27 protein-coding genes are annotated in these 25,194 nt (G+C 66.8%); 16 read left to right on the top strand and 11 right to left on the bottom strand.

Features of this window, described 5'->3' with window-relative positions; genetic code table 11:
* Positions 1–37: 37 nt before the first annotated feature.
* Positions 38–532, bottom strand: a complete 495-nt coding sequence (greA, locus tag QOJ24_RS15035; protein WP_526262509.1) for a transcription elongation factor GreA — start codon at positions 530–532, stop codon at positions 38–40.
* Positions 533–764: 232 nt separating this feature from the next.
* Positions 765–1,187 (bottom strand): DUF4307 domain-containing protein, encoded by a 423-nt coding sequence (locus QOJ24_RS15030; RefSeq protein ID WP_526262507.1) that lies wholly within the window; start codon positions 1,185–1,187, stop codon positions 765–767.
* A 98-nt stretch (positions 1,188–1,285) separates the two neighbouring features.
* Between QOJ24_RS15030 and mca the strand changes: the two genes are divergently transcribed.
* Genes mca through QOJ24_RS15010 form a run of 4 tightly spaced genes read left to right on the top strand, consistent with a single transcriptional unit; the run spans position 1,286 to position 4,801 of the window.
* Entirely contained in the window at positions 1,286–2,161 is an 876-nt protein-coding gene (gene mca / locus QOJ24_RS15025) for a mycothiol conjugate amidase Mca (protein WP_526262546.1), read from the top strand.
* Positions 2,154–2,411, top strand: a complete 258-nt coding sequence (locus QOJ24_RS15020; RefSeq protein ID WP_526262505.1) for a hypothetical protein — start codon at positions 2,154–2,156, stop codon at positions 2,409–2,411. Before mca ends, QOJ24_RS15020 begins: the two co-directional genes overlap by 8 nt.
* Before the next feature lie 10 nt (positions 2,412–2,421).
* A complete protein-coding gene (locus QOJ24_RS15015; protein WP_526262503.1) occupies positions 2,422–4,419 on the top strand; it encodes a thioredoxin domain-containing protein in 1,998 nt (665 codons plus the stop codon).
* Positions 4,420–4,429: 10 nt separating this feature from the next.
* Positions 4,430–4,801 (top strand): nuclear transport factor 2 family protein, encoded by a 372-nt coding sequence (locus tag QOJ24_RS15010; RefSeq protein WP_526262501.1) that lies wholly within the window; start codon positions 4,430–4,432, stop codon positions 4,799–4,801.
* 7 nt (positions 4,802–4,808) lie between these two features.
* Here the strand turns inward: QOJ24_RS15010 and trhA are convergent, their stop codons facing one another.
* Positions 4,809–5,555, bottom strand: coding sequence for a PAQR family membrane homeostasis protein TrhA (trhA, locus tag QOJ24_RS15005; protein ID WP_526262499.1), 747 nt, complete (start codon positions 5,553–5,555; stop codon positions 4,809–4,811).
* 54 nt (positions 5,556–5,609) lie between these two features.
* Between trhA and QOJ24_RS15000 the strand changes: the two genes are divergently transcribed.
* The 4 genes from QOJ24_RS15000 (at position 5,610) to QOJ24_RS14985 (ending at position 8,764) form a co-directional block, all read left to right on the top strand.
* On the top strand, positions 5,610–6,398 hold the full coding sequence (locus QOJ24_RS15000; RefSeq protein WP_526262497.1) for a (2Z,6E)-farnesyl diphosphate synthase: 789 nt from the start codon (positions 5,610–5,612) through the stop codon (positions 6,396–6,398).
* A gap of 27 nt (positions 6,399–6,425) precedes the next feature.
* Complete coding sequence (locus QOJ24_RS14995) at positions 6,426–7,781, top strand: hypothetical protein (RefSeq protein ID WP_526262495.1); 1,356 nt, start codon at positions 6,426–6,428, stop codon at positions 7,779–7,781.
* Positions 7,782–7,850: 69 nt separating this feature from the next.
* Positions 7,851–8,258 (top strand): hypothetical protein, encoded by a 408-nt coding sequence (locus tag QOJ24_RS14990; protein ID WP_526262494.1) that lies wholly within the window; start codon positions 7,851–7,853, stop codon positions 8,256–8,258.
* A 95-nt stretch (positions 8,259–8,353) separates the two neighbouring features.
* Positions 8,354–8,764 (top strand): hypothetical protein, encoded by a 411-nt coding sequence (locus QOJ24_RS14985; RefSeq protein WP_526262492.1) that lies wholly within the window; start codon positions 8,354–8,356, stop codon positions 8,762–8,764.
* 94 nt (positions 8,765–8,858) lie between these two features.
* On the opposite strand, the gene coaA is transcribed toward QOJ24_RS14985, so the two are convergent.
* A complete protein-coding gene (coaA, locus tag QOJ24_RS14980) occupies positions 8,859–9,797 on the bottom strand; it encodes a type I pantothenate kinase (RefSeq protein ID WP_526262490.1) in 939 nt (312 codons plus the stop codon).
* A 30-nt stretch (positions 9,798–9,827) separates the two neighbouring features.
* On the opposite strand from coaA, the gene QOJ24_RS14975 reads away from it, so the two are divergent.
* The 5 genes from QOJ24_RS14975 to QOJ24_RS14955 all read left to right on the top strand — a co-directional run bounded on the left by QOJ24_RS14975 (position 9,828) and on the right by QOJ24_RS14955 (position 15,975).
* Positions 9,828–11,048 (top strand): DUF885 domain-containing protein, encoded by a 1,221-nt coding sequence (locus tag QOJ24_RS14975; RefSeq protein WP_526262488.1) that lies wholly within the window; start codon positions 9,828–9,830, stop codon positions 11,046–11,048.
* 89 nt (positions 11,049–11,137) lie between these two features.
* Positions 11,138–12,613, top strand: a complete 1,476-nt coding sequence (locus QOJ24_RS14970) for a glycine hydroxymethyltransferase (protein WP_526262486.1) — start codon at positions 11,138–11,140, stop codon at positions 12,611–12,613.
* A gap of 57 nt (positions 12,614–12,670) precedes the next feature.
* The gene (locus QOJ24_RS14965) at positions 12,671–13,498 is read left to right on the top strand and encodes an acyl-ACP desaturase (RefSeq protein ID WP_526262484.1); all 828 of its coding nucleotides are present in this window, start codon (positions 12,671–12,673) and stop codon (positions 13,496–13,498) included.
* Positions 13,499–13,696: 198 nt separating this feature from the next.
* Positions 13,697–15,010, top strand: a complete 1,314-nt coding sequence (phoH2, locus tag QOJ24_RS14960; protein WP_526262482.1) for an RNA 5'-3' helicase PhoH2 — start codon at positions 13,697–13,699, stop codon at positions 15,008–15,010.
* 83 nt (positions 15,011–15,093) lie between these two features.
* Positions 15,094–15,975 carry a polysaccharide deacetylase family protein gene (locus QOJ24_RS14955; RefSeq protein WP_526262480.1) on the top strand — a complete coding sequence of 294 codons (882 nt, stop codon included), beginning with the start codon at positions 15,094–15,096 and terminating at the stop codon, positions 15,973–15,975.
* A 76-nt stretch (positions 15,976–16,051) separates the two neighbouring features.
* On the opposite strand, the gene QOJ24_RS14950 is transcribed toward QOJ24_RS14955, so the two are convergent.
* Positions 16,052–17,473, bottom strand: a complete 1,422-nt coding sequence (locus QOJ24_RS14950) for a class II fumarate hydratase (protein ID WP_526262478.1) — start codon at positions 17,471–17,473, stop codon at positions 16,052–16,054.
* Positions 17,474–17,503: 30 nt separating this feature from the next.
* Positions 17,504–18,532, bottom strand: a complete 1,029-nt coding sequence (glpX, locus tag QOJ24_RS14945; RefSeq protein ID WP_526262476.1) for a class II fructose-bisphosphatase — start codon at positions 18,530–18,532, stop codon at positions 17,504–17,506.
* A 55-nt stretch (positions 18,533–18,587) separates the two neighbouring features.
* On the opposite strand from glpX, the gene QOJ24_RS14940 reads away from it, so the two are divergent.
* Positions 18,588–19,220 (top strand): DUF4245 family protein, encoded by a 633-nt coding sequence (locus QOJ24_RS14940; protein WP_526262474.1) that lies wholly within the window; start codon positions 18,588–18,590, stop codon positions 19,218–19,220.
* An 8-nt stretch (positions 19,221–19,228) separates the two neighbouring features.
* The gene (locus QOJ24_RS14935; RefSeq protein ID WP_526262472.1) at positions 19,229–20,056 is read left to right on the top strand and encodes a dienelactone hydrolase family protein; all 828 of its coding nucleotides are present in this window, start codon (positions 19,229–19,231) and stop codon (positions 20,054–20,056) included.
* Here the strand turns inward: QOJ24_RS14935 and QOJ24_RS14930 are convergent.
* From QOJ24_RS14930 to QOJ24_RS14920, 3 genes are read right to left on the bottom strand one after another with little or no spacing between them, the layout of a single operon-like run.
* Positions 20,037–21,254 (bottom strand): AI-2E family transporter, encoded by a 1,218-nt coding sequence (locus tag QOJ24_RS14930; protein ID WP_526262544.1) that lies wholly within the window; start codon positions 21,252–21,254, stop codon positions 20,037–20,039. The two genes, QOJ24_RS14935 and QOJ24_RS14930, sit on opposite strands and share 20 nt — an antisense overlap.
* A 52-nt stretch (positions 21,255–21,306) precedes the next feature.
* Positions 21,307–22,137 (bottom strand): SDR family oxidoreductase, encoded by an 831-nt coding sequence (locus QOJ24_RS14925; protein WP_526262470.1) that lies wholly within the window; start codon positions 22,135–22,137, stop codon positions 21,307–21,309.
* A complete protein-coding gene (locus tag QOJ24_RS14920; protein ID WP_526262468.1) occupies positions 22,137–22,907 on the bottom strand; it encodes an SDR family NAD(P)-dependent oxidoreductase in 771 nt (256 codons plus the stop codon). The genes QOJ24_RS14925 and QOJ24_RS14920 overlap by 1 nt, the downstream gene beginning before the upstream one ends.
* Positions 22,908–22,997: 90 nt before the next feature.
* On the opposite strand from QOJ24_RS14920, the gene QOJ24_RS14915 reads away from it, so the two are divergent.
* A complete protein-coding gene (locus QOJ24_RS14915) occupies positions 22,998–23,462 on the top strand; it encodes an SRPBCC family protein (RefSeq protein WP_526262466.1) in 465 nt (154 codons plus the stop codon).
* A gap of 3 nt (positions 23,463–23,465) precedes the next feature.
* Here the strand turns inward: QOJ24_RS14915 and QOJ24_RS14910 are convergent, their stop codons facing one another.
* A complete protein-coding gene (locus QOJ24_RS14910; RefSeq protein ID WP_526262464.1) occupies positions 23,466–24,803 on the bottom strand; it encodes an adenylate/guanylate cyclase domain-containing protein in 1,338 nt (445 codons plus the stop codon).
* The coding region (locus QOJ24_RS14905) for a formylglycine-generating enzyme family protein (RefSeq protein WP_526262462.1) at positions 24,800–25,194 on the bottom strand (395 nt) is incomplete at its 5' end. The genes QOJ24_RS14905 and QOJ24_RS14910, both read right to left, overlap by 4 nt.

The raw sequence follows: 25,194 nt of genomic DNA, 5'->3' as shown, positions 1-25,194 counted from the left end.
GGACGGACTTTAGCTGGCTGGTTCGGGTCGGATTACGTCAGGAGTGATAGGGCTCGGCTTTGACGAGCGTGACCTTGACGGTGTTGCCGTTGGGCACCGTGTAGGTACGGGTCTCGCCTTCCTTGGCGTCGATCAGCGCACTGCCGAGCGGCGAGGCAGGCGAGTACACCTCGAGCTTGCCGTCGCTGACGCCTTCCTGGCGGGTGGCGATCAGGAAGGTCTCTTTGTCGGACTTGTCGTCGTTGTAGTAGACCGTCACGACCGAGCCTGGGAGGGCGACACCGGACTGCTTGGGCGCCTCGCCGACCTTGGCGATGTTCAGCAGCTCCTGCAACTGGCGGATCCGGGCCTCTTCCTGGCCCTGCTCGTCGCGGGCGGCGTGGTAGCCGCCGTTTTCCCGCAGGTCGCCCTCCTCGCGGCGGTCGTTGATCTCCGCAGCGATGATCGGCCGATGGGCGATGAGCTGGTCCAGCTCAGCCTTCAGCCGGTCGTGTGCCTCCTGGGTCAGCCAAGTGACCTGGGTGTCAGTCATGTCGTCGCGCTCCTGTCATCGTCTCGCGCTTTTAGCGTGTGAAGTCCGTGTCTCGTCTGCTGGGCGCTGCCGCATGTATTGCCACTCTGGCCAGCGCTCAACCCGCGCGCAAAAGCAGCAATACACGGTCCCAGCGGGAACCGTGTATCGGCCCACGTTACCACCGTCACGTCGGCAGGTTTTTACGCAATCGCTTCCCGTGGTTTGTTGCCTGGTCCGGTTGACCCCGGTATCAGGGCGCCACCAGATAGCCGGGCACGTCGGTCCCGCACCCGTACACATCGCCGACCACCGGCGGCCGCGTGGACTTCACCGTCGTGGTGATATTCACCGTGTCCTGCGACGACGGCGGCACCAGCACCTCGCGGCGCCCGGTCTCGCTGCCGTCGATCGCGCGGGCGCGCACGATGCACACCACCGGGCGCGACGGGTCGGAGCGGGTGACCTTGATCGTGACCGACAGGGTCTCGTCGTCGACAAGCTGATATCCGCCCAGCTCACCCTGCACGTCGCCGCTGCCGAGCCGCTGCGACGCCACGATCGCGATCACCACGCCGGCCACCAGAACCAACGCGGTCAGGCCGATCGCCCACCATCGACGCGATCGGCGTGACATGCGCTGCCGCCCGTAGCGGGCCGGGGGACGATCAATCATCTGAGTGTTTTCGGTGCCCCGTCGATCGGATACATGTACTAGGACTGGAACTATAGGGCTACCGAAATGGTTGAAACGTCTCGACGATGAGGAACCAGTTGAAGCAACTGCGGTTGATGGCGGTACACGCCCACCCGGACGACGAGTCCAGCAAGGGTGCGGCGACCATGGCCCGCTACGCGGATGAGGGTGCGCGCGTTCTGGTGGTCACACTGACCGGGGGAGAACGGGGCGACATCCTCAACCCGGCCATGGACCTGCCTGAGGTACACGGCCGGATACACGAGATTCGGATCGACGAGATGGCGAAAGCCGCTGAGGTCCTCGGGGTCGAGCAACTCTGGCTCGGATTCGTCGACTCCGGGCTGCCCGAAGGCGATCCGCCGCCCCCACTGCCGGAAGGGTGCTTCGCGCTGGAGCCGCTGGAGGTACCCACCGAGGCGCTGGTCCGCGTCGTCCGCGAGTTCAAGCCGCACGTCATGACCACGTATGACGAGAACGGTGGCTACCCGCACCCCGACCACATCCGCTGCCACGAGGTGTCCGTCGCGGCCTACGAGGCGGCCGGCGACTACCGGTTGTTCCCCGACGCAGGCACCCCGTGGAACGTCGCGAAGCTGTACTACAACCACGGCTTCCTGCGCCAGCGCATGCAGGTGCTGCAGGACGAGTTCGCCAAGCACGGCCAGGAGGGGCCGTTCGCGAAGTGGCTCGAGAAGTGGGATCCCGACGACGACCTGTTGAGTAAGCGGGTGACCACCCGGATCGAGTGCGCGAAGTACTTCGCTCAGCGGGACGAGGCCCTGCTGGCGCACGCTACCCAGATCGACCCGAAGAGCTTCTTCTTCACCACACCGATGGAATGGCAGCAGCGGCTGTGGCCGACAGAGGAGTTCGAGCTGGCCCGGTCGCGAGTGCCGGTCAGCCTGCCCGAGACCGACCTCTTCGCGGGCATCGAGGCCTCGGATGACTGACACCCTGGTGATAGTCGTCGGCCTGCTCGCCGACCAGGCGCCCAAGGACGCCGGACCCGACTTCGGCAAGGCCAGCCCGTTCGGCCTGCTGATCGTGGTTCTGCTGCTGATCGGAACCTTCTTTCTGGTGCGGTCGATGAATCGGCACCTCAAGCGGCTACCGGAGTCGTTCGACCGCGAGAATCCGGAATCGGATCAGGCCGCCGACGAAGGAACCGTCGGGCCGGATGCGGGCACCAAGGCTCCCTAGTGAGTCGAGAATGAGCCCGGGCAACACCCTCGGCGAGGCCACCAGCCCGTACCTGCGCCAGCACGCCGACAACCCGGTGCACTGGCGTCAGTGGACTCCCGAGGCGCTGGCCGAGGCGGCCGAGCGGGATCAGCCGATCCTGCTGTCGATCGGCTACGCCGCGTGCCACTGGTGCCATGTGATGGCGCACGAGTCGTTCGAGGACGACGACGTCGCGGCGGCGATGAACGCGGGGTTCATGTGCATCAAGGTGGACCGCGAAGAGCGTCCCGACATCGACGCGGTCTACATGAACGCGACCGTCGCGCTCACCGGGCAGGGCGGTTGGCCGATGACCTGTTTCCTGACCCCTGACGGCAGGCCGTTCTTCTGCGGCACCTACTACCCGAAGCCGACCTTCCTGCAGTTGCTCGCCGCCGTCAGCGATACGTGGCAGAGCCGGCGCGACGAGGTCGAGCGGGCGTCTGACCAGATCATCACCGAGCTGCGGTCGATGGCGTCCGCGCTACCCGGCGGCGGCCCCGCGGTGCAGCCCGCCCTGTGCGACCACGCCGTCGCCGCCGTGCTGGACGACGAGGACACGGTCAAGGGCGGGTTCGGCGCAGCGCCCAAGTTCCCGCCGTCGGCGCTGCTGGAGGCACTGCTGCGCAGCCATGAACGCACCGGTGAGCCTGCGCCGCTGGCGACCGTCGAGCGCACCGCCGTCGCGATGGCCCGCGGCGGTATCTATGACCAGCTTGCTGGTGGGTTCGCCCGGTACAGCGTCGACGACTCGTGGGTGGTACCGCACTTCGAGAAGATGCTCTACGACAACGCGTTGCTGCTGCGGGTATACGCGCACTGGGCGCGGCGTACCGATAATGCTTTGGGGCGCAGGGTCACCCGCGAGACGGCGCGGTTCATGATCGACGAGCTCAGCGCCGACGCCATGTTCATCTCCTCGCTGGACGCTGATGCCGACGGCATCGAAGGCCTCACCTACGCGTGGACGCCCACCCAGCTCCAAGAGGCGCTCGGCGGCGACGATGGGCGTTGGGCGGAAACAATTTTCGGTGTCACCGATACAGGTACGTTCGAGCATGGCAGCTCGGTGCTGCAATTGCGGTCTGACCCCGACGACGCCGAGCGGTTCGACCGGGTCAGGACCGTTCTGCTGGCCGCGCGGTCGACTCGTCCTCAGCCTGGTCGCGACGACAAGGTCGTCACGGCATGGAACGGGTGGGCGATCACCGCACTCGCCGAGGCGAGCGTCGCGCTCGACGAGGTCGAATTCCTCGCTGCCGCAACGCGATGCGCGCGGTCGGTGCTCGACCTGCACATAGTAGACGGCAGGCTGCGCCGCGCCAGCCTCGGCGGACGCGTCGGCGACAGCGCCGCAATCCTCGAGGACTACGCGACTCTGGCGACCGGGCTGCTCACGCTGTACCAAATCACCGGCGGGGCTGAGTGGTTGGCCGCTGCAACCGGGTTGCTCGACACCGCGCTGCAGCACTTCGCCGATTTCGAGCACCCCGGCCGGTGGTTCGACACCGCCGACGACGCCGAGCAGCTGTTGGTGCGGCCCGCCGATCCGCTGGACGGGGCGACGCCATCGGGTGCGTCGTCGATCACCGAAGCCCTACTCACCGCTGCGCATCTCGTGCCCGCATCGCACGCCGATCGGTACGCGTCGGCCGCCGCGGAGGCGTTGTCGACAGCGACACCGGTGCTGGCACGGTTACCGCGCTCGGCCGGACACTGGTTGGCCGTGGCCGAAGCAGCCGTGCGTGGCCCGATCCAAATCGCCGTCGCGACACAGGGTTCCGGCTCGGCGCTGCTGCGCGCGGCCCGCGGTCTGGCGCCTGGTGGTGCGGTCGTGGTCGGTGGCCCGGTGAACTCCTCGGAGCTGCTGATCGACCGGGACCTCGTTGGTGGCGCCGACGCCGCCTACGTGTGCCGCGGCCGGGTGTGCGATCTGCCGGTCACTACCGCCGGGGATCTCGCGTCCGCGTTGGGGGTGCCCGTGTAGCCTTCGGCGCATGTCGAGCCCCGAAGACAACGCCAAGACCGTCAACCGCTACCTCGAGCTCACCGCCAAGGGCAAGGTCGACGACATCGTCGAGCTGTATGCGGTGGACGGCACCGTCGAGGATCCGGTCGGCGGCGAGGTGCACATCGGCCGCGAGGCGATTCGCGGCTTCTATTCGAAGATCCCGGCGGGGAACAACGAGACCGAGATGTTCACGCTTCGGGCGCTCGGGCAGGAGGCGGCGTTCTACTGGGCGCTCACCATCGAGGTCGGCGACAATCGAATGAAGATCGAGATCATCAGCACGATGACGTTCAACGACGACGGCAAGATCGCGTCGATGAAGGCCTACTGGGGCCCGGAAAACCTGAAGTCCGCTTAGCGAGTGATTAGCTGCTGAAGACGGCGAACCACATCGCGATGTAGTGCAGGAGCGCGGCCACGGCCGTGCATGCGTGGAAGAACTCGTGGTGCCCGAACGTCGTGGGCCATGGATTGGGCCACTTCAGGGCGTACAGCACACCGCCGATGCTGTAGAGCGCGCCGCCGACGATAAGCAGGACAAGGGCCGCGACGCCCGCGCCGTGCATGATCGGCCCCACAAACCAGGCCGCCACCCAGCCCAGCAGGATGTAGAGCGGCACGCCGAGCCAGCGCGGCGCCGACGGCCAGAACATCTTGAGCAGCACGCCCGCGATGGCGCCCGCCCAGACGATCCAGAACAACACCATGCCCTGGTTCGACGGCAGCGCCAACAGTGCGAACGGCGTGTAGCTGCCCGCGATGAAGACGAAGATCATCGAGTGGTCGGCCCGTTTCATCCACTTGCGCGCGGTGGCCGACCGCCAGGTCACCCGGTGGTAGGTGCCGCTGACGGCGAACATCGCCACGATGGTGAACGTGTAGAGCAGGGTCGCAAGCCCGGCCCTGGTGCCGACCATCGCCCAGGACACCGACACCAGCGTGGCGCCTGCGATGAGCGCGACCACGGCCGCGTACACATGGATCCAGCCGCGCGCTCTCGGCCTGCCGATCGCGTGCGCGACCCTGTCGACGACCGCCTCGGGAAAGTCCTCGGCGCCGTCACCGGCACGACGGGTGCGATCCGGTTCTTCTGTGTCGATCGAGGCGGTCACGTCACCCCCATTGCCTCTCGGTGATTCTCGATCGCCACAGTACTGTTAATTTTCGTGGAGATCATTCCCGCTCGTCTCAAGGAGCCGATGTACCGGCTCTACGAGATGCGGCTGCGGCAAGGTCTCGAGGCCTCGAAATCCGAACTGCCCCGCCATATCGCGGTTCTATGCGACGGCAACCGGCGATGGGCCCGTGATGCTGGTCACGATGACGTCAGTTACGGCTATCGGGTGGGTGCCGACAAGATTGCCGAGATGCTGCGCTGGTGTCAGGAGGCGGGTATCGAGATGGCCACCGTCTACCTGCTCTCGACGGAGAACTTGCAGCGCGAACCGGATGAGCTGTCCTCGCTGATCGAGATCATCACCGACGTGGTGGAGGAGATCTGCGCCCCGGCGAACAAGTGGAGCGTGCGGACGGTCGGTGATCTCGAACTGCTTGGCGAGGAGCAGGCGCGGCGGCTTCGCGACGCGGTGGAGTCGACCAATGGGCACGGCGACTTCCATGTGAACGTCGCCGTCGGCTACGGCGGACGCCAGGAGATCGTGGACGCGGTGCGGGCGCTGCTCGGCAAGGAACTGGCCAACGGCGCGTCTGGTGACCAGCTGATCGAGGGCGTCACCGCCGAGGCCATCTCGGAGAACCTCTACACCTCCGGTCAGCCCGACCCCGATCTGGTGATTCGCACGTCGGGGGAGCAGCGGCTGTCGGGTTTTCTGCTGTGGCAGAGCGCGTACTCGGAGATGTGGTTCACGGAGGCCTACTGGCCGGAGTTCCGCCGGGTGGACTTCCTGCGCGCGCTGCGCGACTACACCGCGCGGCACCGTCGCTACGGCCGCTGAGCTCGGCCCGTCTGCCACACTTGAGCTATGGCGGCGCTGTCGGCGTTGGTCTTCTCGCTCAGCTGGTGGCTGGGCCTGTACCTGCTGACCCGTGATCCCCGTAAGCCGGTGCTCGTGCTTGCCGCGGTCGGCCTCACAAGTTTCGCGGCGGTGGTGGCGCTCGACGCCGTGCGGGTGGTCAGCGGATTGCACGTGCTCAGCAGCATCGAGATCTATCTGGTCGCGGTCCCGGGCATCGCCTGGTTCGCGGTGCTCCTGGAGTTGTCGCGGCCGTCGGACACGTGGCGCGGCCGCGCAGGTGAAATCGCCCTGATCGCCGCGGTGGGCGTGGCGGCGTTCGTCGGCGCGGCGATGGCAGGCAATGTCGACGGGCCCGTGCGGCTGGGCCATTGGGTGATGTTCGCCGTCATCTCGCTGTCGTCGCTGGGCGCGATGCTTCGGGCGGTATTCGGACCGTGGCAGCCGCGGCCGGTCGTGGGCTATGTCGTGGTCGCGACGCTGTTCTTCGCGCTCGGGAACGCGATACTCGTCATCCCGCTCGGCCTGGTGCCCAGCTGGCTGGCCCTCGCGTCGACGGGATGCGACGTCGTGCTGCTCGGCGTCGCGGTCGCGATGTGGGATGCGTTCGACGAGGGTCAGGCGTTGCGCGGCGACATGCTGCGCTCGTTCGTCGCGACGGGTGTGGTGGTGGTCCTGTTCGGCGGGCAGGCGTTGGTCGGTATGACGTTGACCGGTGAGCAGACGGCGCTGACCGTGCTGTTGTTCACCAGCGTCGCGATCGCGATATCGATCAATGTGCTTGCCGATCCACTGGCCGGCCTGCTCGACCGGCTGGCGTTCTCCCGCTCACCGGGTCTACGCGCCGATCGCGCGACGTTGCGCCGCACCGAGGCGGCGCTGCCGTTGCGGTCGGCGAACCCGCTCTCCGATGTCGACGACGAGACCTTCGTCCGGCTCACCCGCCGCGCGCTCGGCCACTACGGCGACCTGTCCAAGCTCGTCGCCAGCCCGCTGACCGCACTGCCGGACATCGACGAACGGCTGGCCGCCCGCGGCGCGCCCGACCAACCGCTGGAACGCGCCAACGAGCTCAAGGCTCTGCTGGCCGACCGGATTGCCCGGCTCAAGCCACGCGACGGCGGCGACTTCGGCACCACCGAGCAGTGGCGCCACTACAACGCGCTGTACTTCCCGTACGTCGTCGGTGTGCGGGCATATGCGCAGAACGCAACCGCGGCCGGGCTGGATCCCGTCGCCCGCCAGGCCTGGCAGTGGTTCGTCACCGAGGTGCCGCAGCGGTCGCTGCACAACTGGCAGAACGCCGCCGCCCGGCTGATCGCCGCCGATCTGCGCGGCAATCTGGTGACGGCACAAGACCGCTGACCTGCGGTTGGCAGTAGCTGGCAGCGTCTGGTGTCGATCTGGCAGTGCGTTCTGCGCAACATCAGTGCCATGACCGCCATCACAACCCGGTCCGTCCGGGAAAGCACGGACTTTCTGTTGCGTTTCGCCCTCCGCGCCGACGCCACCTTGTGCGGGGCGCTCGGGTTGTTCATCGCGATGGCCGCCGATCCGCTGTCGCGGCTCTCCGGTCTGTCCGCCACATCGGAATGGATCGCGGGTGCCGCGCTCGTCGGATACGGGCTCGCGCTGTATGTCGCCGCCGGTGCGCGGGGCGTCCGCCGCGTCGGCGTCGGTGTCCTCGTCGGGAACATCGCCTTCGCCGTCCTCGTGGCCGCCGTGCTCATCGCGGGATGGCTGCCGCTGACCGGCCTCGGCGTGGCGTCGACGATCGCGTTCACCGTCGCCACGCTGGCCTTCGCCTACGCCCAATACCTCGGAGTGCGCCGTCTGGCGTGACTTCCTTCGAACCCGGTCCGGAGTCGCCGCTGACAGAGGTTGCGGCGTCGACTCCGGCACCGGTTGAAGGTAAACCCACGAAGAAAGGATCGAAGATGACCGCCATCACCACCCCCCGATTCAGGGAGTCGACGGACTCGCTGCTGCGCTTCGCAATGCGCGCCGACGCGGTGCTGACCGGGCTCGCCGGTATCGCCGGGATTCCGCTCGCCAGCTGGCTTGCTGAAATTTCGGGCACCACAAAGGCTTTCGAATACTCGATGAGTGCCTTCTTCATCGCCTACGGCGTTGTGGTGCTTGCGCTCGCCCAGCTGCCGTCGGTGCGCAAGCCTGGCATCGCCGTGGCGATCGCCAATGTGGTCTACACAGTCGCCGCCGTCGCGCTTGTGCTGGCGGACTGGATGCCGCTGACGACGCTCGGCGTGGTGCTGACGCTTGCGACCGGCGTCTACACGTTGGTGTTCGCCGAACTGCAGTACCAGGGTGTGCGACGCATGAAGGCCTGACACTCTTCTGCCGAGCTGGGCCCACACCGCAGGTAGGGGAACGTAAAAGTCCCCGACACGCCGAGTGTTCGGGGACTTTTGCGTCTGCTCGCGTCTAGAGCTTGCGCAGTCGCAGCCGATTGATGGAGTGGTCGGCGTCCTTGCGCAGCACCAGGGTGGCGCGCGGCCGGGTCGGCAGAATGTTGTCGATCAGGTTCGGTTGGTTGATCGAATTCCAGATATCGCTTGCTGCGAAGACCGCCTGCTCGTCGGTCAGGGTGGAGTAGTGGTGAAAGTGCGAAGCGGGGTCGGCGAACGCGCCCGCCCGCATCGACAGGAACCGGGAGATATACCACTGCTCGATGTCCTCGATGCGGGCATCGACGTAGACGGAGAAGTCGAACAGATCCGAAACCATCAGCGCCGGACCAGTTTGCAGCACGTTGAGCCCTTCCAGAATCAGGATGTCCGGATGCCGGATGATCTGCTTCTCGCGGGGCACGATGTCGTAGAGCAGATGCGAATACACCGGAGCACAGGCGTAGTCGGAGCCCGACTTCACCGCGGTGACGAAGCGCATCAGCGCCCTGCGGTCGTAGCTCTCGGGGAAACCCTTGCGATGCATCAGGTTTCGGCGAGTCAGTTCCTCATTCGAGTACAGGAAGCCGTCGGTGGTGACGAGGTCGACCCGGGGATGGTGCTCCCAGCGGGCCAGCAGTGCCTGCAGCACACGGGCGGTCGTCGACTTTCCCACCGCCACGCTGCCCGCGACGCCGATGATGAACGGCACCGGGCGGTCGGGATTCTGTTGCGGCTCGCCGAGGAACTCTGCGGTGGCGGCGAACAGTCGCTGGCGCGCCGCGACCTGAAGGTGGATCAGTCGGGCCAGCGGTAGGTAGACCTCTTCGACCTCGAGCAGGTCGACTTTCTCGCCGAGACCGCGCAGCTTGACGAGCTCGTTTTCGGCCAGCTTCAGCGGCGTGGACATGCGCAGCGCCTGCCATTGACTCCGGTCGAACTCCACGTAGGGGCTCGGCTCGCTCAGCCGCGGCATGGGTTAAGTCTTGCAGTTAGCGTGGTCGCTATGGATTCCGGCACCCTCATCCGCGAATATCTGCTGCTCGGCCTGCGGTTCGACCGGATCGAGGAAGGCTACGTCGACTCCTTCACCGGCGACCCCGCGCTGCGGGAGGCCGTCGCGTCCGAACCGGCACCCGACCCAGCTGACCTGGCCAAACAGGCCGACCGACTGCTCGCGGAGCTTCCAGGCGTGCCGCGCACCGACGGCGCGGCGGGCTTCGACGACGCCCGCGCCGACTATCTCGGCGCCCATCTGCGTGCGCTGTCGTGTGCCGGCAGGAAGTTCGCCGGGCAACCCGTCGGGTTCGTCGACGAGGTCGAGGCCTACTTCGACGTGCAGATCAGCAAGGGCGATCCGGACCGCTATGCCGACGCGCACGCCCGACTCGACGAGGCGATCGGCGGCACGGGCCCACTGGCCGAGCGGATGGCGGCCTACCGCAGCGCGGAGGAGATTCCGCCGGAGCGCCTCGAGGAGTGCATCCATGCGTTCTCCAGCGCGCTGCGCGACCGGGTGCGGGCCGAGTTCTCGCTGCCCGAGCGCGAAACCATCAACTACGAAGTCGTGACCGACAAGCCGTGGTCGGGATTCAACTACTACCTCGGCGACTACCGCTCGACCGTCGCGGTGAACGCCGATCTGCGCCAGCAGATGTCGAACCTTCCCCGGCTGGTCGCCCACGAGTCCTATCCGGGCCACCACACCGAGCACTGCCGCAAGGAGGCCGGGCTGGTGGCCAGGCGCGGCCACGCAGAGCAGACGCTGTTTCTGGTCAACACCCCGCAGTGCCTGATGGCCGAGGGACTCGCCGACCTGGCGCTCCATGCCGCGATCGGTTCACATTGGGGCGACTGGGCCGGCGAGATCTACGCCGATCTGGGTCTTCGCTTCGACGGGGAACGCGCGGCGACCGTCTCGGAGGCAACCGCGGCGCTGGCCGATGTCCGGCAGGACGCCGCGCTGATGTTGCACGACGAACATCGTGACGTCGACGAGGTGGCGGCATTCCTCAAGCGCTGGCTGCTGGTCAGCGACGAGCGGGCCAGGCAGACGCTGCGGTTTCTGTCGTCACCGCTGTGGCGGGCCTATACCAGCACCTACGTCGAGGGCTACCGACTTCTGCGGACCTGGCTGGACGACCGGCCCGCCGACGTCACCCTCACCGAGCGGTTCGGCAGGCTGCTCGACGAGCCACTGATCCCGTCCGCCCTGCGGGCCGCCTGAGCCGAGGGTGCGGATTCGTGCAGGACACGCCGTGCAGCCTAAGAAACCGCACGGTCGAGGCGAATCCCGAGGGACGTAGGCTGACAGGCATGGTTGCCGACCCCGTCACCACCACTGCCCCAGCGCCCGGCGCCGAGTACGCCGACACCGCAAGCGCCGCCTACCGGGACATCCTGCAGATCATCGAATCGGTCGAACCGCGCATCGCCGCCGCGACGCGCAAAGAGCTTGCCGACCAACGGGATTCGCTCAAGCTGATCGCCAGCGAGAACTACGCGTCACCCGCGGTGTTGCTGACCATGGGCACCTGGCTTTCCGACAAGTACGCCGAAGGCACGATCGGGCACCGCTTCTACGCCGGCTGCCAGAACGTCGACACCGTCGAGACGGTGGCCGCCGAGCACGCCGCTGCGCTGTTCGGTTCGCCGCACGCCTACGTTCAGCCGCACTCCGGCATCGACGCCAACCTCGTCGCGTACTGGGCGATTCTGGCCACCCGGGTCGAAGCCCCGGGCCTGGCCGACGCGGGGGTCAAGAACGTCAACGACCTCTCCGAGGCCGACTGGGAGCAGCTGCGGATGAAGCTGGGGAACCAGCGGCTGATGGGTATGTCGCTGGACGCAGGCGGGCACCTCACGCACGGCTTCCGGCCCAACATCAGCGGCAAGATGTTCCACCAGCGCAGCTACGGCACCGACCCGACGACCGGTCTGCTGGACTATGACGCGCTTGCGCAGGCCGCTCGCGAATTCAAGCCCCTGGTTCTGGTCGGCGGCTATTCGGCATATCCGCGGCGGGTCAACTTCGCCAAGCTGCGCGAAATCGCCGGCGAGGTGGGCGCCACGCTGATGGTGGACATGGCCCATTTCGCGGGCCTGGTCGCGGGCAAGGTGTTCACCGGCGACGAGGACCCGGTGCCGCACGCCCACGTCACCACCAGCACCACGCACAAGTCGCTGCGCGGCCCGCGTGGCGGGCTGGTGCTGTGCACACCGGAATACGCCGCCGCCGTCGACAAGGGCTGCCCGATGGTGCTTGGCGGTCCGCTCTCGCACGTGATGGCGGCCAAGGCCGTTGCGCTCGCCGAGGCGCGCCAGCCGTCGTTCCAGACGTATGCGCAGCGGGTCGCCGACAACGCCAAGGCGCTCGCCGAGGGCTTCCTGAAGCGCGGCGCGACGCTTGTCACCGGCGGCACCGACAACCACATCGTGCTGCTCGACGTGCAGTCGTTCGGGGTGACGGGTCGGCAGGCGGAGTCCGCCCTGCTGGACTCCGGCGTCGTCACCAACCGCAACTCGATCCCCAACGACCCGAACGGTGCCTGGTACTCCAGCGGCATCCGGCTCGGCACCCCTGCGCTGACGACGCGCGGCTTTGGTGCCGCCGAGTTCGACCGGGTGGCTGAGCTGATCGTCGATGTGCTGACCAACACCGAGGCCGCGGCCGCGTCGACGGGGCCGTCGAAGGCCAAGTACAAGTTGGCCGACGGCACCGCCGACCGGGTGCACTCCGCGGCCGCCGAAATGCTGGCCGCGAACCCCCTGTATCCAGGTCTGACGCTGTAATACGTGACGCGTTCACCCGATTTCGAAAAGGTGTAAACGTGGGTTACAGTTACTTTCATGGCACAGAAACCTGTCCCTAATGCGCTGATCCTCGAGCTCGAGCCGGTGGTCGACGAGAACCTGAATCGGCATTTGGAGTCCGAGGACATCTGGTTTGCGCACGACTACGTCCCGTTCGAGCAGGGCCAGAATTTCGCGTTTCTCGGTGGACATGACTGGGACCCGTCTCAGGTCACGCTGCCCAAGCACATCACCGATGCGCTGGAGATCCTGCTCATCCAGAAGGACAACCTCGCCGCGTACCACCGCGAGTTCGTCTTCAGCTTCATTCTCGAGGAGAAGTGGGGCCGCTGGCTGGGCCGGTGGACGGCCGAGGAGCACCTGCACGCGATCGCGTTGCGCAACTACCTCGTCGTCACCCGGGAGATCGATCCGGCGGCAAACGAAGACGTTCGGGTCGAGCACGTCATGAAGGGCTACCGCGCCGACACCTACAGCCAGGTCGAGCGGCTGGTGTTCATGGCGTTCTACGAACGTGCGTACGCGGTCTTCTGCCGCAACCTCGAATCGCAGATCAACGAGCCGGTGCTGAACGGGCTCATCGGCCGGATCGCCCGGGACGAAGAGCGGCACGAGGAGTTCTTCGGAAACCTCGTCGCGCACCTCCTTGGCATCAACCGCGACGAGGTGATCGAGGCCGTCGCGCGCCGGGCAGCCGAGCTCGAAGTCGTCGGCGCAGACATCGACGCGTACCAGGACAAGGTGCGCAACATCGCCGACGCGGGCATCTTCGACGACGCCACGCTGCGCCAGGTGATCTCTGACCGGGTCACCGCGTGGGGCCTCGCCGACGAGCCCCGATTGCGTCCATTGATCAACGCCTAAGTTGCTGGGCGGTTAACCCGGCGCGCCTGCGCGCCACGCTTGCATTCTCGGGAGTAGCGTCGTTTGCGATGGCTAGCGACATGCTCTGCTATCCGGGCGGTACCGATCGACTCGACTCGAAAGGGCCGGTCCCGGCCCTGGTGCCGCAGTGTCCGCCGAGATGTTCGTGCGGGACCGCGCGGGCTCGAGGAGCGCTACGTGACCGATTCCTCCGTCCGGACTTACGTTCTCGACACATCCGTGTTGCTGTCCGACCCCTGGGCCTGTACACGGTTCGCCGAGCACGAAGTGGTCGTCCCGCTGGTCGTCATCAGCGAGCTGGAGGCTAAACGCCATCATCACGAGTTAGGTTGGTTCGCCCGCCAGTCGCTGCGTCTGTTCGACGACCTCAGGCTCGAGCACGGCCGGCTCGATCAGCCGATTCCCGTCGGTACCCAGGGCGGGACGCTGCACGTCGAGCTGAACCACAGCGATCCGTCGGTGTTGCCCGCGGGCTTCCGGACCGATACCAATGACTCGCGAATCCTGACGTGTGCGGCCAATCTCGCGGCCGAAGGCAAGCGGGTCACGTTGGTGAGCAAGGACATACCGCTGCGCGTCAAGGCCGGTGCGGTCGGTCTGCCCGCCGACGAGTATCACGCTCAGGACGTCGTCACGTCGGGCTGGACCGGGATGGCCGAGCTGGACGTGGCAGGCGAAGAGATCGACGCGCTGTTCGCCGAAGGCGAGATCGATCTGGAAGCGGCACGAGATCTGCCGTGCCACACGGGAATCCGGTTGCTCGGCGCGAACTCTCACGCATTGGGCCGGGTCAACCCCGACAAGCGGGTGCAGCTGGTCCGCGGTGACCGTGAGGTATTCGGGCTGCGCGGCCGCTCCGCCGAACAGCGAGTCGGACTCGACCTGCTGCTCGACGAGTCGGTCGGCATCGTGTCCCTCGGTGGCAAGGCGGGCACCGGCAAGTCAGCGCTGGCACTGTGTGCGGGTTTGGAAGCCGTGCTGGAACGGCGCACCCAGCGCAAGGTGGTCGTGTTCCGGCCCCTGTACGCGGTCGGCGGCCAGGAACTCGGCTACCTGCCGGGCAGCGAGAGCGAGAAGATGGGGCCGTGGGCGCAGGCCGTCTTCGACACCCTCGAGGGGTTGGCCAGCCCCGCTGTGCTCGAAGAAGTGCTGTCGCGCGGAATGCTCGAGGTGTTGCCGCTCACGCACATTCGTGGCCGCTCACTGCACGACTCCTTCGTGATCGTCGACGAGGCGCAGTCGCTGGAGCGCAACGTGTTGTTGACGGTGCTGTCCCGGCTCGGCGCCGGCTCGCGGGTGGTGCTCACCCACGACGTGGCCCAGCGCGACAACCTGCGCGTCGGTCGACACGACGGTGTCGCGGCGGTGATCGAGAAGCTCAAGGGCCACCCGCTGTTCGCCCACATCACCCTGTTGCGCAGCGAGCGTTCGCCGATCGCCGCGCTGGTGACCGAGATGCTGGAGGAGATCAGCCCCGGCGCGCTGCCCTAACCAAGCGATTTCGGCGCGCCAATCGACGCTCAGCGCACGGCAGCGCGCCGAAATCACTCAGCAGCGGCCGGTAAGCTGCGGCCGTGCCGAAGAGACGCGACAGCCGGGCCTGGCAGTACGGCCTCGTGGTGCTCGGCGTCGTCGCCGCTGTCGCCATCGTCGTGGTCTCGCTGGTGACCGGCCACGCCAAACGCGAAACCGCCGACGACGTGGACTGCGCGCAGGTCAAGTGCGTCGCGCTGACGTTCGACGACGGGCCAGGGCCCTACACCGACCGGCTCTTGCAGATATTGCAGGACAACGACGCGAAGGCGACGTTCTTCCTGATCGGCAACAAGGTGGCCGCCAATCCCGAAGGCGCAAAGCGCATCGCGGACGCGGGCATGGAAATCGGCAGCCATACCTGGGAACACCCAAACATGACCACCATTCCGCCCGAGGACGTGCCCGCACAGTTCAGCAAGGCCAGCGGCGCCATCGAGGCGGCGACGGGCAGGCGACCGAAACTGGTCCGCACCGCAGGCGGTGTGATCAGCGACCAGGTTCTCGCGGAGGCGAAGAAGCAGGGTTTGGCCGACATCAACTGGGACGTCATCCCTTTCGACTGGATCAACGACTCCAACATCGCGGCGACGCGCTACATGCTGATGACGCAGATCAAGCCCGGCTCAGTCGTGCTGTTCCATGACACGTACTCCAGCACAGTCGATCTCGTGTACCAGTTCATCCCCGTGCTCAAGGCCAATGGCTACCACCTGGTGACGGTCAGCCAGCTGCTCGGCCCGCGTGAGCCGGGAAGCACATACGGCGCACGGGATAACGGGCCGCCCGCCAACGACCTTCGCGACATCGCCGCCGACGAGATCCCGTCGCTGCCGAACACGCCGTCGCCGCCGCCGATGCCGAACGTCCCGATCACCGACATCCCCGGCGCCAACTCCGGCGGACCCAACAACGGCGCCTGACGCGCGCGATGCACTCTCAGACCGCGTTCGTCCTGGCCGTTCTGGTGTTGTGCGGTGGTCTCGGGCTTGCGGGACGTTAGTCCCCGTCTTTCACCTTGGCCATCGCCAACACATCCAGCCGCTTGTCGAGTTCCTCCTCGGACAGCTTGTCGCCGATCAGCCCGCGATCGATCACCGTCTGCCGGATGGTCTTCTTCTCCTTGAGCGCCTGCTTGGCCACCGCTGCGGCCTCCTCGTAGCCGATCGCGGAGTTCAGCGGGGTCACGATCGACGGCGACGACTCGGCCAGCTCGCGCAGCCGCTCCTCGTTGGCGACCAGGCCGTCGATGCAACGCTTGGCGAACAGGGTGGCCACGTTGGTCAGGATCTTGAACGATTCGAGCGTGTTGCGCGCCATCATCGGGATGTACACGTTGAGCTCGAACGCACCGTTGCCGCCACCCCACGCGATCGCCGCGTCGTTGCCGATCACCTGCGCGGCCACCTGCGTGACGGCTTCGGGCAGGACCGGGTTGACCTTGCCGGGCATGATCGAGCTGCCCGGCTGAAGATCCGGCAGGTGAATCTCGCCGAGACCGGTCAGCGGACCCGAGCCCATCCACCGAATGTCATTGGCGATCTTGGTCAGCGAAACGGCGATCGTGCGCAGCGCACCGGACGCCTCGACGAGCCCGTCGCGCGCCGCCTGCGCCTCGAAATGATTTGTCGCAACCCGCAATTCGGCCAGCCCGGTATCCTCTTTCAGCACGGCGACCACCCGCTCGTCGAAGTCCTCGGGCGCGTTCAGCCCGGTGCCGACGGCAGTACCGCCGATGGCGAGCTCGCCGAGGCGCGGCAACGTCGCCTTCACCCGCTCGATGCCTGCCTCGACCTGGCGCGCGTAGCCGCTGAACTCCTGGCCCAACGTGACCGGCACGGCGTCCATCAGGTGCGTGCGACCGGACTTCACCACGACACGCCACTGCCGGGCCTTGCCCGCAAGCGACTCATGCAGCACCTCGAGCGCCGGAATCAGATGGCGCACAGCGGCTTCGGTGGCGGCAATATGCGTCGCCGTTGGGAAGGTGTCATTGGACGACTGCGACATGTTCACGTCGTCGTTGGGGTGCACCGACACGCCGTTGCGCGCTGCGATGCCGGCGATCACCTCGTTGGTGTTCATGTTCGAGCTTGTGCCAGAGCCGGTTTGGAACACGTCGATGGGGAACTGATCGTCGTGTTGACCGTCGGCGATTTCGGCGGCGGCGGCGATGATCGCGTCGGCCTTCTCCGCGTCGAGCAGCCCGAGGTCCTTGTTCACCTGTGCGCAGGCGCCCTTGAGCAGGCCGAGCGCGCGAATCTGCGTGCGCTCCAGACCTCGGCCCGAGATCGGGAAGTTCTCCACCGCGCGTTGCGTCTGCGCACGCCACAGCGCGTTGACGGGCACCCGGACCTCGCCCATGGTGTCGTGCTCGATGCGGTACTCGACGTCTTCGGAACGAGCTGAGTCGACGCTCACAAATGTGTCCTTTGCTTCGGTATGACTGAGTTACGGCAGCGGTTGGTAGGCGTTGCTGTCGCCGGTGAAATCGATGGCGGAGTATTCGTTGAGCTTCGAGAGCCGGTGGTAGGCCTCGATCATCCGCACCGTGCCCGACTTGCTGCGCATGACGATCGACTGAGTTGTGCAGCCGCCGCCGTAGTAGTGGACGCCCTTGAGGAGGTCACCGTCGGTGACGCCGGTCGCGCAGAAGAATACGTTCTCTCCCGACACCAGATTCTCGGTGTGCAGTATCTGATCCAGGTCGTAGCCGCGGTCGATGGCCTTCTGCCGTTCGTCGTCATCCTTTGGCGCGAGCTGGCCCTGGATCGCTCCGCCCATACACCGGATGGCGGCGGCGGCGATTATGCCCTCCGGCGTGCCGCCGATCCCGACGAGCAGATCGGTGCTGGTGTTCGGCCTGCACGCCGAGATCGCGCCTGCGACGTCGCCGTCGGAGATCAACCGGCATCGGGCGCCCGCCTCACGAACGTCTGCGATCAGCTGCCTGTGCCGGGGGCGGTCCAGGATGCACACGGTCAGGTCGGAGACCGAGACGCTCTTGGCCTTGGCGACACGGCGAATGTTCTCGCCGATCGGCACGGTGATGTCGATGACGTCGACGGCGTCCGGGCCGACGGCGATCTTGTTCATGTAGAACACAGCCGACGGGTCGTACATGGTGCCGCGCTCGGAAACCGCCAGCACCGAGATTGCGTTGGAGATGCCCTTGGCCATCAGCGTCGTCCCGTCGATCGGGTCGACGGCGAAGTCGCACGGCGGTCCGTCGCCGTTGCCGACCTCTTCGCCGTTGTAGAGCATCGGCGCGTTGTCCTTCTCGCCTTCGCCGATCACCACCACGCCCCGCATGGAAACCGAGTTGACGAGCTCGCGCATGGCGTCGACGGCGGCGCCGTCGCCGCCCTCCTTGTCGCCGCGGCCGACCCAGCGACCTGCCGCCATCGCTCCTGCCTCAGTGACTCGAACGAGCTCGAGGGCAAGGTTGCGGTCGGGGGCTTCGCCACGTGCTGGACTCATGGTTGCGATTCTCCCATTGGCGGGTCGGTCTGTGGGAGCTGGGATACTGGCCCTTGTGACCTCCGAGCCGCAACCCGCGCCCAGGCCCGCGAAGCCGCGGTTGCTGCAGGACGGCCGGGACATGTTCTGGTCCCTCGTGCCGCTGGTCGTGGCGTGCGTTGTCCTCGCGGGGATCGTCGGGATGTGCTCGTTTGCACCCGGCGGTCCAGCGCCTGGACCTGTGCCCGACTACGACGCGCCCGCGGCGCTGCGGGCCGACGCCGACGCGTTGCGGATCCCGGTCCGGGTACCAACGCTCCCCGACGGCTGGCGCGCCAACTCCGGTAGCCGCGCAGGGATCGAGGCCGGCCGTACGGAGCCGTCCGGGCAGCCGGGTCGTGCGGTGTCGTCGACCGTCGGGTACCTGACGCCGACCGGGCTGTACATGGCGCTGATACAGAGCAATGCCGACGAGGAGAAGCTGGTCGGCTCCATCGATCCCGACATGGCGCCGACCGAAACCCAGGATGTCGACGGCGTGCGGTGGGTGGTCTACGACGGCGGGGACGGTGCCGAACCGGTGTGGACGACCCGGCTGACGGGGCCGACCGGACCGGCGCAGGTTGCGATCAGAGGCGCCGGCGGTACCGATGAGTACCGTACGCTGTCGGCGGCGGTGCAGAAACAGCCGCCACTGGCCGCGAACTAGGAGACACGATGACGGCACCGGAGCCCAATGTCGCCGGCGGGACTGCGCCGGAGGCCGATCTGACCGGGTGGACAGCGGCCCCCTTCAGCGCCGCCGGCTACACCCACGACGTGTACCGCAAGGGCGAGGGCCCCGGCGTGGTGCTGATACCGGAGATGCCCGGCATCCATCCTGGCGTGCTTGCGCTCGGTAATCATTTGGTGGACAACGGGTTCACCGTCGCATGCCCCTCGCTGTACGGCACACCGGGTGCACCGGGGATGCGGCCAGGCATGGTCCCGGTGATGCTACGGGGTTGTGTGGCAAAGGAATTCGCGGCGTTCGCCACCAATGCCGACCGGCCCGTGGCCCACTATCTGCGGGCGCTGGCCCGCGACCTCAACGAAAAGACACCGGGGAAGGGCGTCGGGGTGATCGGCGAGTGCTGGAGCGGGGGCTTCGCGCTTGCGGCCGCGGTGGACGACAGTGTGCTGGCCCCGGTGCTCAGCCAGCCGTCGCTGCCGATAGCGGTGACATCAAGGCAGAAACGCGATCCGGGGTTGTCGGAAGCCGAGTTGAAGATCGTCGAACGGCGAGTCGCCGATGAGGGGCTGTGCGCACTCGGATTGCGGTTCAGTGAGGACGCCTTGTCGCCCGGCGCGCGCTTCAAGACGCTCAAGCAGCGGCTTGGCGATGGCTTCGAGGTCATCGAGCTGGACTCGAAGAAGGGCAACAAGCACGGGTTCGGCAAGACGGCGCATTCGGTGCTGACGCTCGAGCTGCGCGAGGTGGAGGGGCATCCCGCCTACGAGGCGCGCAAGCGCGTCGTCGAATTCCTCAGGCAGAGGCTGACTTAGAGGCCGAGTCCTTTTCGGGCGCCTCTGCTTCGGGTTCGGGCGCCTCCGGTGCGGACTTCCTGGCCCTGCGCGTCAAGCGTTGCAGCACGCTCTTCTTTTTCTTGGACCGTTCGGTGTCGTCGTCCTCCTGCTGTTCCAGCGGTACGCCCTTGTACACGGCGAGGTAGACGCTGATGGTCGTCACGATCACGATCATCAGCACCGGGCCGATGACGATGCCGAACGCACCGAACATCGCGATTCCGGCGAACACCGACAGCAGCATGAGCGCCGAGTCGAGGCGGGCCTCCCGCGGCACGAGTATCGGTCGCAGGACGTTGTCGATGTTCGTCACCACGATGATGTGGAACAGCACGACGAAGAGGCCGCCGAATACATTGCCGAACAACATCATTCCAACGCCGAAGGGAATCGTGATGATGCCGCTGCCCAGCGGTATCACCGACAGCGCACTCAAGACGACGGCGAAGATGAAGAAGCCGTCGTGGAAGCCTGCGATGTAGATCGAGATCGCACCCGCGACGCCCTGGCAGACGGCGATGATGAACTGTCCCCTGACCGTGCCACCCACCATCGCGCCCATTTTCGCGAGGTACAGGTCGGTGACTTCCTCGCCGAGTGGGTTGAGTTGGCGGATCAACCGTTGCACCGCATCCTTGTTCGTCAGCAGTGAGATGAACACGTAGATGAACAGGATCGCCGCGGTGATGCCGCCGACAAGACCGCCCGCAGCACCCTGCAGCAGGTGCAGCAGATATTCTCCGACGTTCTGGGCGACGGTCGTCATCGCCTTCCTGATCATCTCCGGTGTCACCGTGACGTCGGCGAACGGCACCCGTTTCAGCATTTCGTTGACGCCGTTCAACGTCCTGTTGCCGAGGGTCGACAGGTCGGTCCGTTCGACCCACGCCGCGACGCTGCGGACCATCTCGGTGATCTGGGCGACGGCGAGCAACCCGATGAGGCCGACCGGCACGATGACGCTTGCGAACACCGCCAGCAGGGTGAGCGTCGCCGATAGCCCGGTACCCATCCGCTTGGTGAGGCGGTCGTACAGCGGGTTGAACAAGTAGACGACCACCGCGGCGACCACTATGAGGATGAAGTACTTGCGCAGGAAGTAGGCGCCGAACAGGATGGCGATCACCGTCGCGACCGCCAGGGCACGCCGCTGTGTCAGCGTGAACTCGGTCTTCATGGCGGCCACCGGCATACCGTAACCAGTCCGGGCCGCGTGAAACCTTCTTTGATCAGCGAAAGCCGGAGCGCACCCCCGCCTGGTGGGCGCGCTGGCTTGCGATGAAGTGAATCGACGCACGCTGCATCAACCCCGGCGCGAGGCGCGCGAACAACCATTGGCCGTGCGCGCTGCGCGGTTTCACCAGTACCGCTTTGTTGCGTTCGATCGCCTTCAACGTGTCGTCCGCCAGGCGGTCAGCGGGATAGGCGGCCTTCCCGGCGCGGCCCTGCAGGAAGTAGTTGCGGCCGTCGAATCCGCCGATGGCGCCCTTCTCCAGAAGCGGGGTCTCGATCGCGGACGGGCAGACGACCATCACGCCGACGCCGTGGGCGGCGGCCTCCGAGCGCAGGGCCAGCGACAGTCCGACGATCGCGTGCTTGGTCGTCACATAGCTGGTGATCTGGCCTGCCGCGGTGAGCCCGGCCATCGACGCCGTGTTGACGATGTGACCGTGGCCCTGCTTGATCATCTGCGGGTAGGCGGCGGCGACGCCGTGCACGACGCCTCGCACGTTGACGTCGATGATCGCGTTCCACTGGTCGAGGGTCAGCAGTTCGGTGTCGCCGCCCCAGACGATGCCCGCGTTGTTGAACATCAGGTCGAGGCGGCCGGTGCGGGCGACGACGTCGTCGACGGTCGCCTGTACCGCTGCGGCGTCGGTGACGTCGAGGCGGGCCGCCAGGGCCCGGTCGCCGAGCCCCGAGGCCGTGCGCCCGGCGGCTTCGCCGTCGATGTCGGTGCACACCACGTCGGCGCCGGCCGCTGCCAGCGCTCGACACAGAGCCGCCCCGATGCCGGATCCGGCACCGGTGACGATCGCTTGCTTACCGGCGAAACTCACTACGCCTCCGCCAGTTTCATCACATGTCGGAGAACGTCGGGGTAGCGCTTGAGGTGGGCGCCGCCGTTGAGGTCGAGCACCTCGCCGGTCAGCCACGATGATTTCGGCGAGCAGAGGAAGACCACCGCATCGGCGATCTCCTCGGGCTTACCCGCACGGCCGAGCGCGGTGTTCTCGAGGTAGTCCTCGACGAGGCCCGGGACCAGATAGGACCCTTCTGTGAGCGGGGTGTCGACGAAACCGGGGGAGATCGCGTTGACGCGGATGCCGCGCGGGCCCATCTCCAGCGCCGCGACCTGGGTGAGCATCGACAGGCCGGCCTTGGCCGAGCAGTAGGCGCTCATGCCCACGGCCGCCTGCCGTCCGTTGAGCGAGCTGATGGACACCAGAGAGCCGCCTTCGCGGAGCTTCTGCCCCGCGTGCTTGGCGACGATGAAGGCGCCGCTGAGGCAGACGTCGATGACGGCGCGGAACTCCTCGACCGCCAGGTCGGTGATCAGCCCGAGGCTGCCGAAGCCCGCGCAGTTGACGACGACGTCGAGCGGCCCGATCTCGTCGAAGAGCCGCTGCACCGATGCCTCGTCGGTGACGTCGACCTCGGCGGCGGTGTGCGGATCCCCGAGTTCGCCAGCTTGCGCGCGTGCACCGTCGACGTTTCGGTCCGCGAGAGTCACTCGGCAGCCGTCGGCGGCGAGGGCGTGCGCGGCAGCCAACCCGATTCCGGACGCCGCGCCGATGACGACGGCGATCCGGTCACTACTGTTGCTCATCCCGTTGGCCTTTCGACGGCAGTGGAACGTGTTCTAACTTCACACTCGGGCGTCGAAAGTGCAATAGCCGCGTGGTGGCACACTCGACTCGTGACCGAGTTGACGTTGTCGGATTCGATTTCTGTGGCGGTGCCGCCGGATCACCTGTACGCGCTGGTGTCCGACGTGACCAGGATGGGCGAGTGGAGCCCGATTTGTAAGGCCTGTTGGTGGGACGACGGTGGCGGCCCGCAAGTGGGCGCGTGGTTCACCGGCCGCAACGAGACCCCGGAACGGACGTGGGAGACGCGAAGCCAGGTGGTGGCCGCCGAGCCCGGCCGCAAGTTCGCGTGGCAGGTCAACAACGGCTGGGTGCACTGGGAGTATGCGTTCGAGCCTGAGGGCGTAGGCACCCGGCTGACCGAAAGGTGGGAATTGCTGCCTGCAGGCGTCGCCGGGTTTCACGAGCGCTACGGCGCAGATGCCGAGGCGCAGATCGAGCAGCGCCACGATGCCGCCAGAACCGGCATCCGGGCCACGCTCGCCGCGATCAAAAAGGCCGCCGAAGGGTCGTAGCGACTACCGGCCTGAGGGCGCGGTCACCCGGAAGACCTCGACGTCCTCGGCGAGCCCCTTGAGCCGGTGCGCCCCCATGGTGTCGAAACGCAGGCCCGATCCGGCCGACAGGTCGCGGACGGTTCGGCTGGCGAGCACTTCATCGACGCCTGCCATGCCGCCGATGCGCGCGCCGACGTGCACTGCCAGGCCGCTCCACTCGTCGCCGCGCCGCTCGCATTCCCCGGTGTGCACGCCGACCCGGATCCGAATACCCCTGGCGGCCAACGCCGGAACCATGTCGAGGCCGCACCGTGCCGCCTTGGTGGGGCCGTCGAAAAGCGCGAAGATGCCGTCGCCCGTGTGCTTGACGCAGCGGCCGCCGTACTTCTCCAGCATCCAGTCGACAAGCTTGTCGTGCGCGTCGAGCTGATGGCGCCAGTTGGCGTCTCCCTGGGCGACGAGCTGTTCGGTCGAACTGACGATGTCGGTGAACAACACCGTCGACAGAAAGCGCTCTCCGGCGTCTTCGACGGGCTTGCCGCACGCGAAGTTGACGACCGCCGCGGCGAGTTCGTCGTCCAGGAGTGCGTGTGGGCCGGGCGATATCTCGAGGAACTGCGCGTTGGGCAGTGCCGCGGCCAGGGCCCGTTGCCCGTCAATGGGCGCGATCCCGTCGCCCGTCCTGCCCATGACCAGCGTCGGCGCGTGAACCGAACCGACTACGCCACCGACGTCGCTTTCGACGAGTGCCTGAAGCAGCATCAGGGTCATCGTGGGGCTGGCGCTCGCCCGCTGTGCGCGCCCGTATATCTCCTTGAAGCCGGGCACCTGTGCGATCGGTCCGAAGAACATATCCGCCAGTGCGCCTTCGCCCCAGTCGGATTCGATCGCCTCGCTCATCGCCCGGGTCTGCTCTGCATTCCATCCCCACGGGTGATTCGGCATCTCGGGGCTGAAGCGCGTCATCGTGCCGTACAGCGCCAACGACTGGACCCGCTCCGGATACGTTGCGGCGAACAGGATGCTCATCGGGCCGCCTTCGGACACTCCGTAGAAGGCAGCGGTTTCGACACCGACCGCGTCCAGCACGGCATGCAGGTCATCCATCCGCTCGTCGAGCGGCGGCACATGTGTCACCGGATCTGACAGCCCGGTGCCGCGTTTGTCCCACAGCACGAGCCTCGTTCCTCGCGCGAGTGCCTCGACGAACGAAACGAAGGGAAGGCCCGGATCGGTCCACAGATCGACATTGCTGAACCAGCCGGGATTCCACACCAGCGTGGTGTCGCCGTCGCCGAGCACGCGATACGCCAACCGGACAGAGCCGTTGCGGGCGTAGTGCGTGCCTCCGTCTTTCACCCTGACATTCTCACAGGTGCCGTCGGCGATACGCAGCGAAATCCGATATGGCTCATGCCCGTATCGACCATCTGCGGCCGACGGGCGGCGGGCCGGTAGCGCAGGCAGTAGCTGTCGGCGCACAGAAACGATCCGCCCTTGATGACCTTGCGCGGAACTCGAAACTGGGGCTGTCGCGGGTCGTAGCTGTCTGCCGCACAGCATGGCTGGGTCGAGCGGGTCTCGCCGCCGTACCAATCGGTTGTCCACTCCCAGACATTGCCGGCCATGTCGAACAGCCCGTAGCCGTTGGCCGCGAAACTTCCGACGGCGGCGGTCGTGCCGTAGCCGGTGTCGGGTAGATACGGAAACTCCCCGTGCCAGTAGTTGGCCATCCGCTGGCCCGGTCGCT

The organism is Mycobacterium sp. (assembly GCF_032159775.1).
GTDB lineage: Bacteria > Actinomycetota > Actinomycetes > Mycobacteriales > Mycobacteriaceae > Mycobacterium.
This window is presented reverse-complemented; position numbering and strand designations above follow the sequence as displayed.

Bases quoted from the DNA above. Each gene is read 5' to 3' on its own strand.
- greA (WP_526262509.1), bottom strand. From the start codon at position 532: ATGACTGACACCCAGGTCACTTGGCTGACCCAGGAGGCACACGACCGG.
- QOJ24_RS15030 (WP_526262507.1), bottom strand. From the start codon at position 1,187: ATGATTGATCGTCCCCCGGCCCGCTACGGGCGGCAGCGCATGTCACGC.
- QOJ24_RS15020 (WP_526262505.1), top strand. From the start codon at position 2,154: ATGACTGACACCCTGGTGATAGTCGTCGGCCTGCTCGCCGACCAGGCG.
- QOJ24_RS15015 (WP_526262503.1), top strand. From the start codon at position 2,422: ATGAGCCCGGGCAACACCCTCGGCGAGGCCACCAGCCCGTACCTGCGC.
- QOJ24_RS15010 (WP_526262501.1), top strand. From the start codon at position 4,430: ATGTCGAGCCCCGAAGACAACGCCAAGACCGTCAACCGCTACCTCGAG.
- QOJ24_RS14995 (WP_526262495.1), top strand. From the start codon at position 6,426: ATGGCGGCGCTGTCGGCGTTGGTCTTCTCGCTCAGCTGGTGGCTGGGC.
- QOJ24_RS14990 (WP_526262494.1), top strand. From the start codon at position 7,851: ATGACCGCCATCACAACCCGGTCCGTCCGGGAAAGCACGGACTTTCTG.
- QOJ24_RS14985 (WP_526262492.1), top strand. From the start codon at position 8,354: ATGACCGCCATCACCACCCCCCGATTCAGGGAGTCGACGGACTCGCTG.
- coaA (WP_526262490.1), bottom strand. From the start codon at position 9,797: ATGCCGCGGCTGAGCGAGCCGAGCCCCTACGTGGAGTTCGACCGGAGT.
- QOJ24_RS14975 (WP_526262488.1), top strand. From the start codon at position 9,828: ATGGATTCCGGCACCCTCATCCGCGAATATCTGCTGCTCGGCCTGCGG.
- QOJ24_RS14970 (WP_526262486.1), top strand. From the start codon at position 11,138: ATGGTTGCCGACCCCGTCACCACCACTGCCCCAGCGCCCGGCGCCGAG.
- QOJ24_RS14965 (WP_526262484.1), top strand. From the start codon at position 12,671: ATGGCACAGAAACCTGTCCCTAATGCGCTGATCCTCGAGCTCGAGCCG.
- glpX (WP_526262476.1), bottom strand. From the start codon at position 18,532: ATGAGTCCAGCACGTGGCGAAGCCCCCGACCGCAACCTTGCCCTCGAG.
- QOJ24_RS14935 (WP_526262472.1), top strand. From the start codon at position 19,229: ATGACGGCACCGGAGCCCAATGTCGCCGGCGGGACTGCGCCGGAGGCC.
- QOJ24_RS14930 (WP_526262544.1), bottom strand. From the start codon at position 21,254: ATGAAGACCGAGTTCACGCTGACACAGCGGCGTGCCCTGGCGGTCGCG.
- QOJ24_RS14920 (WP_526262468.1), bottom strand. From the start codon at position 22,907: ATGAGCAACAGTAGTGACCGGATCGCCGTCGTCATCGGCGCGGCGTCC.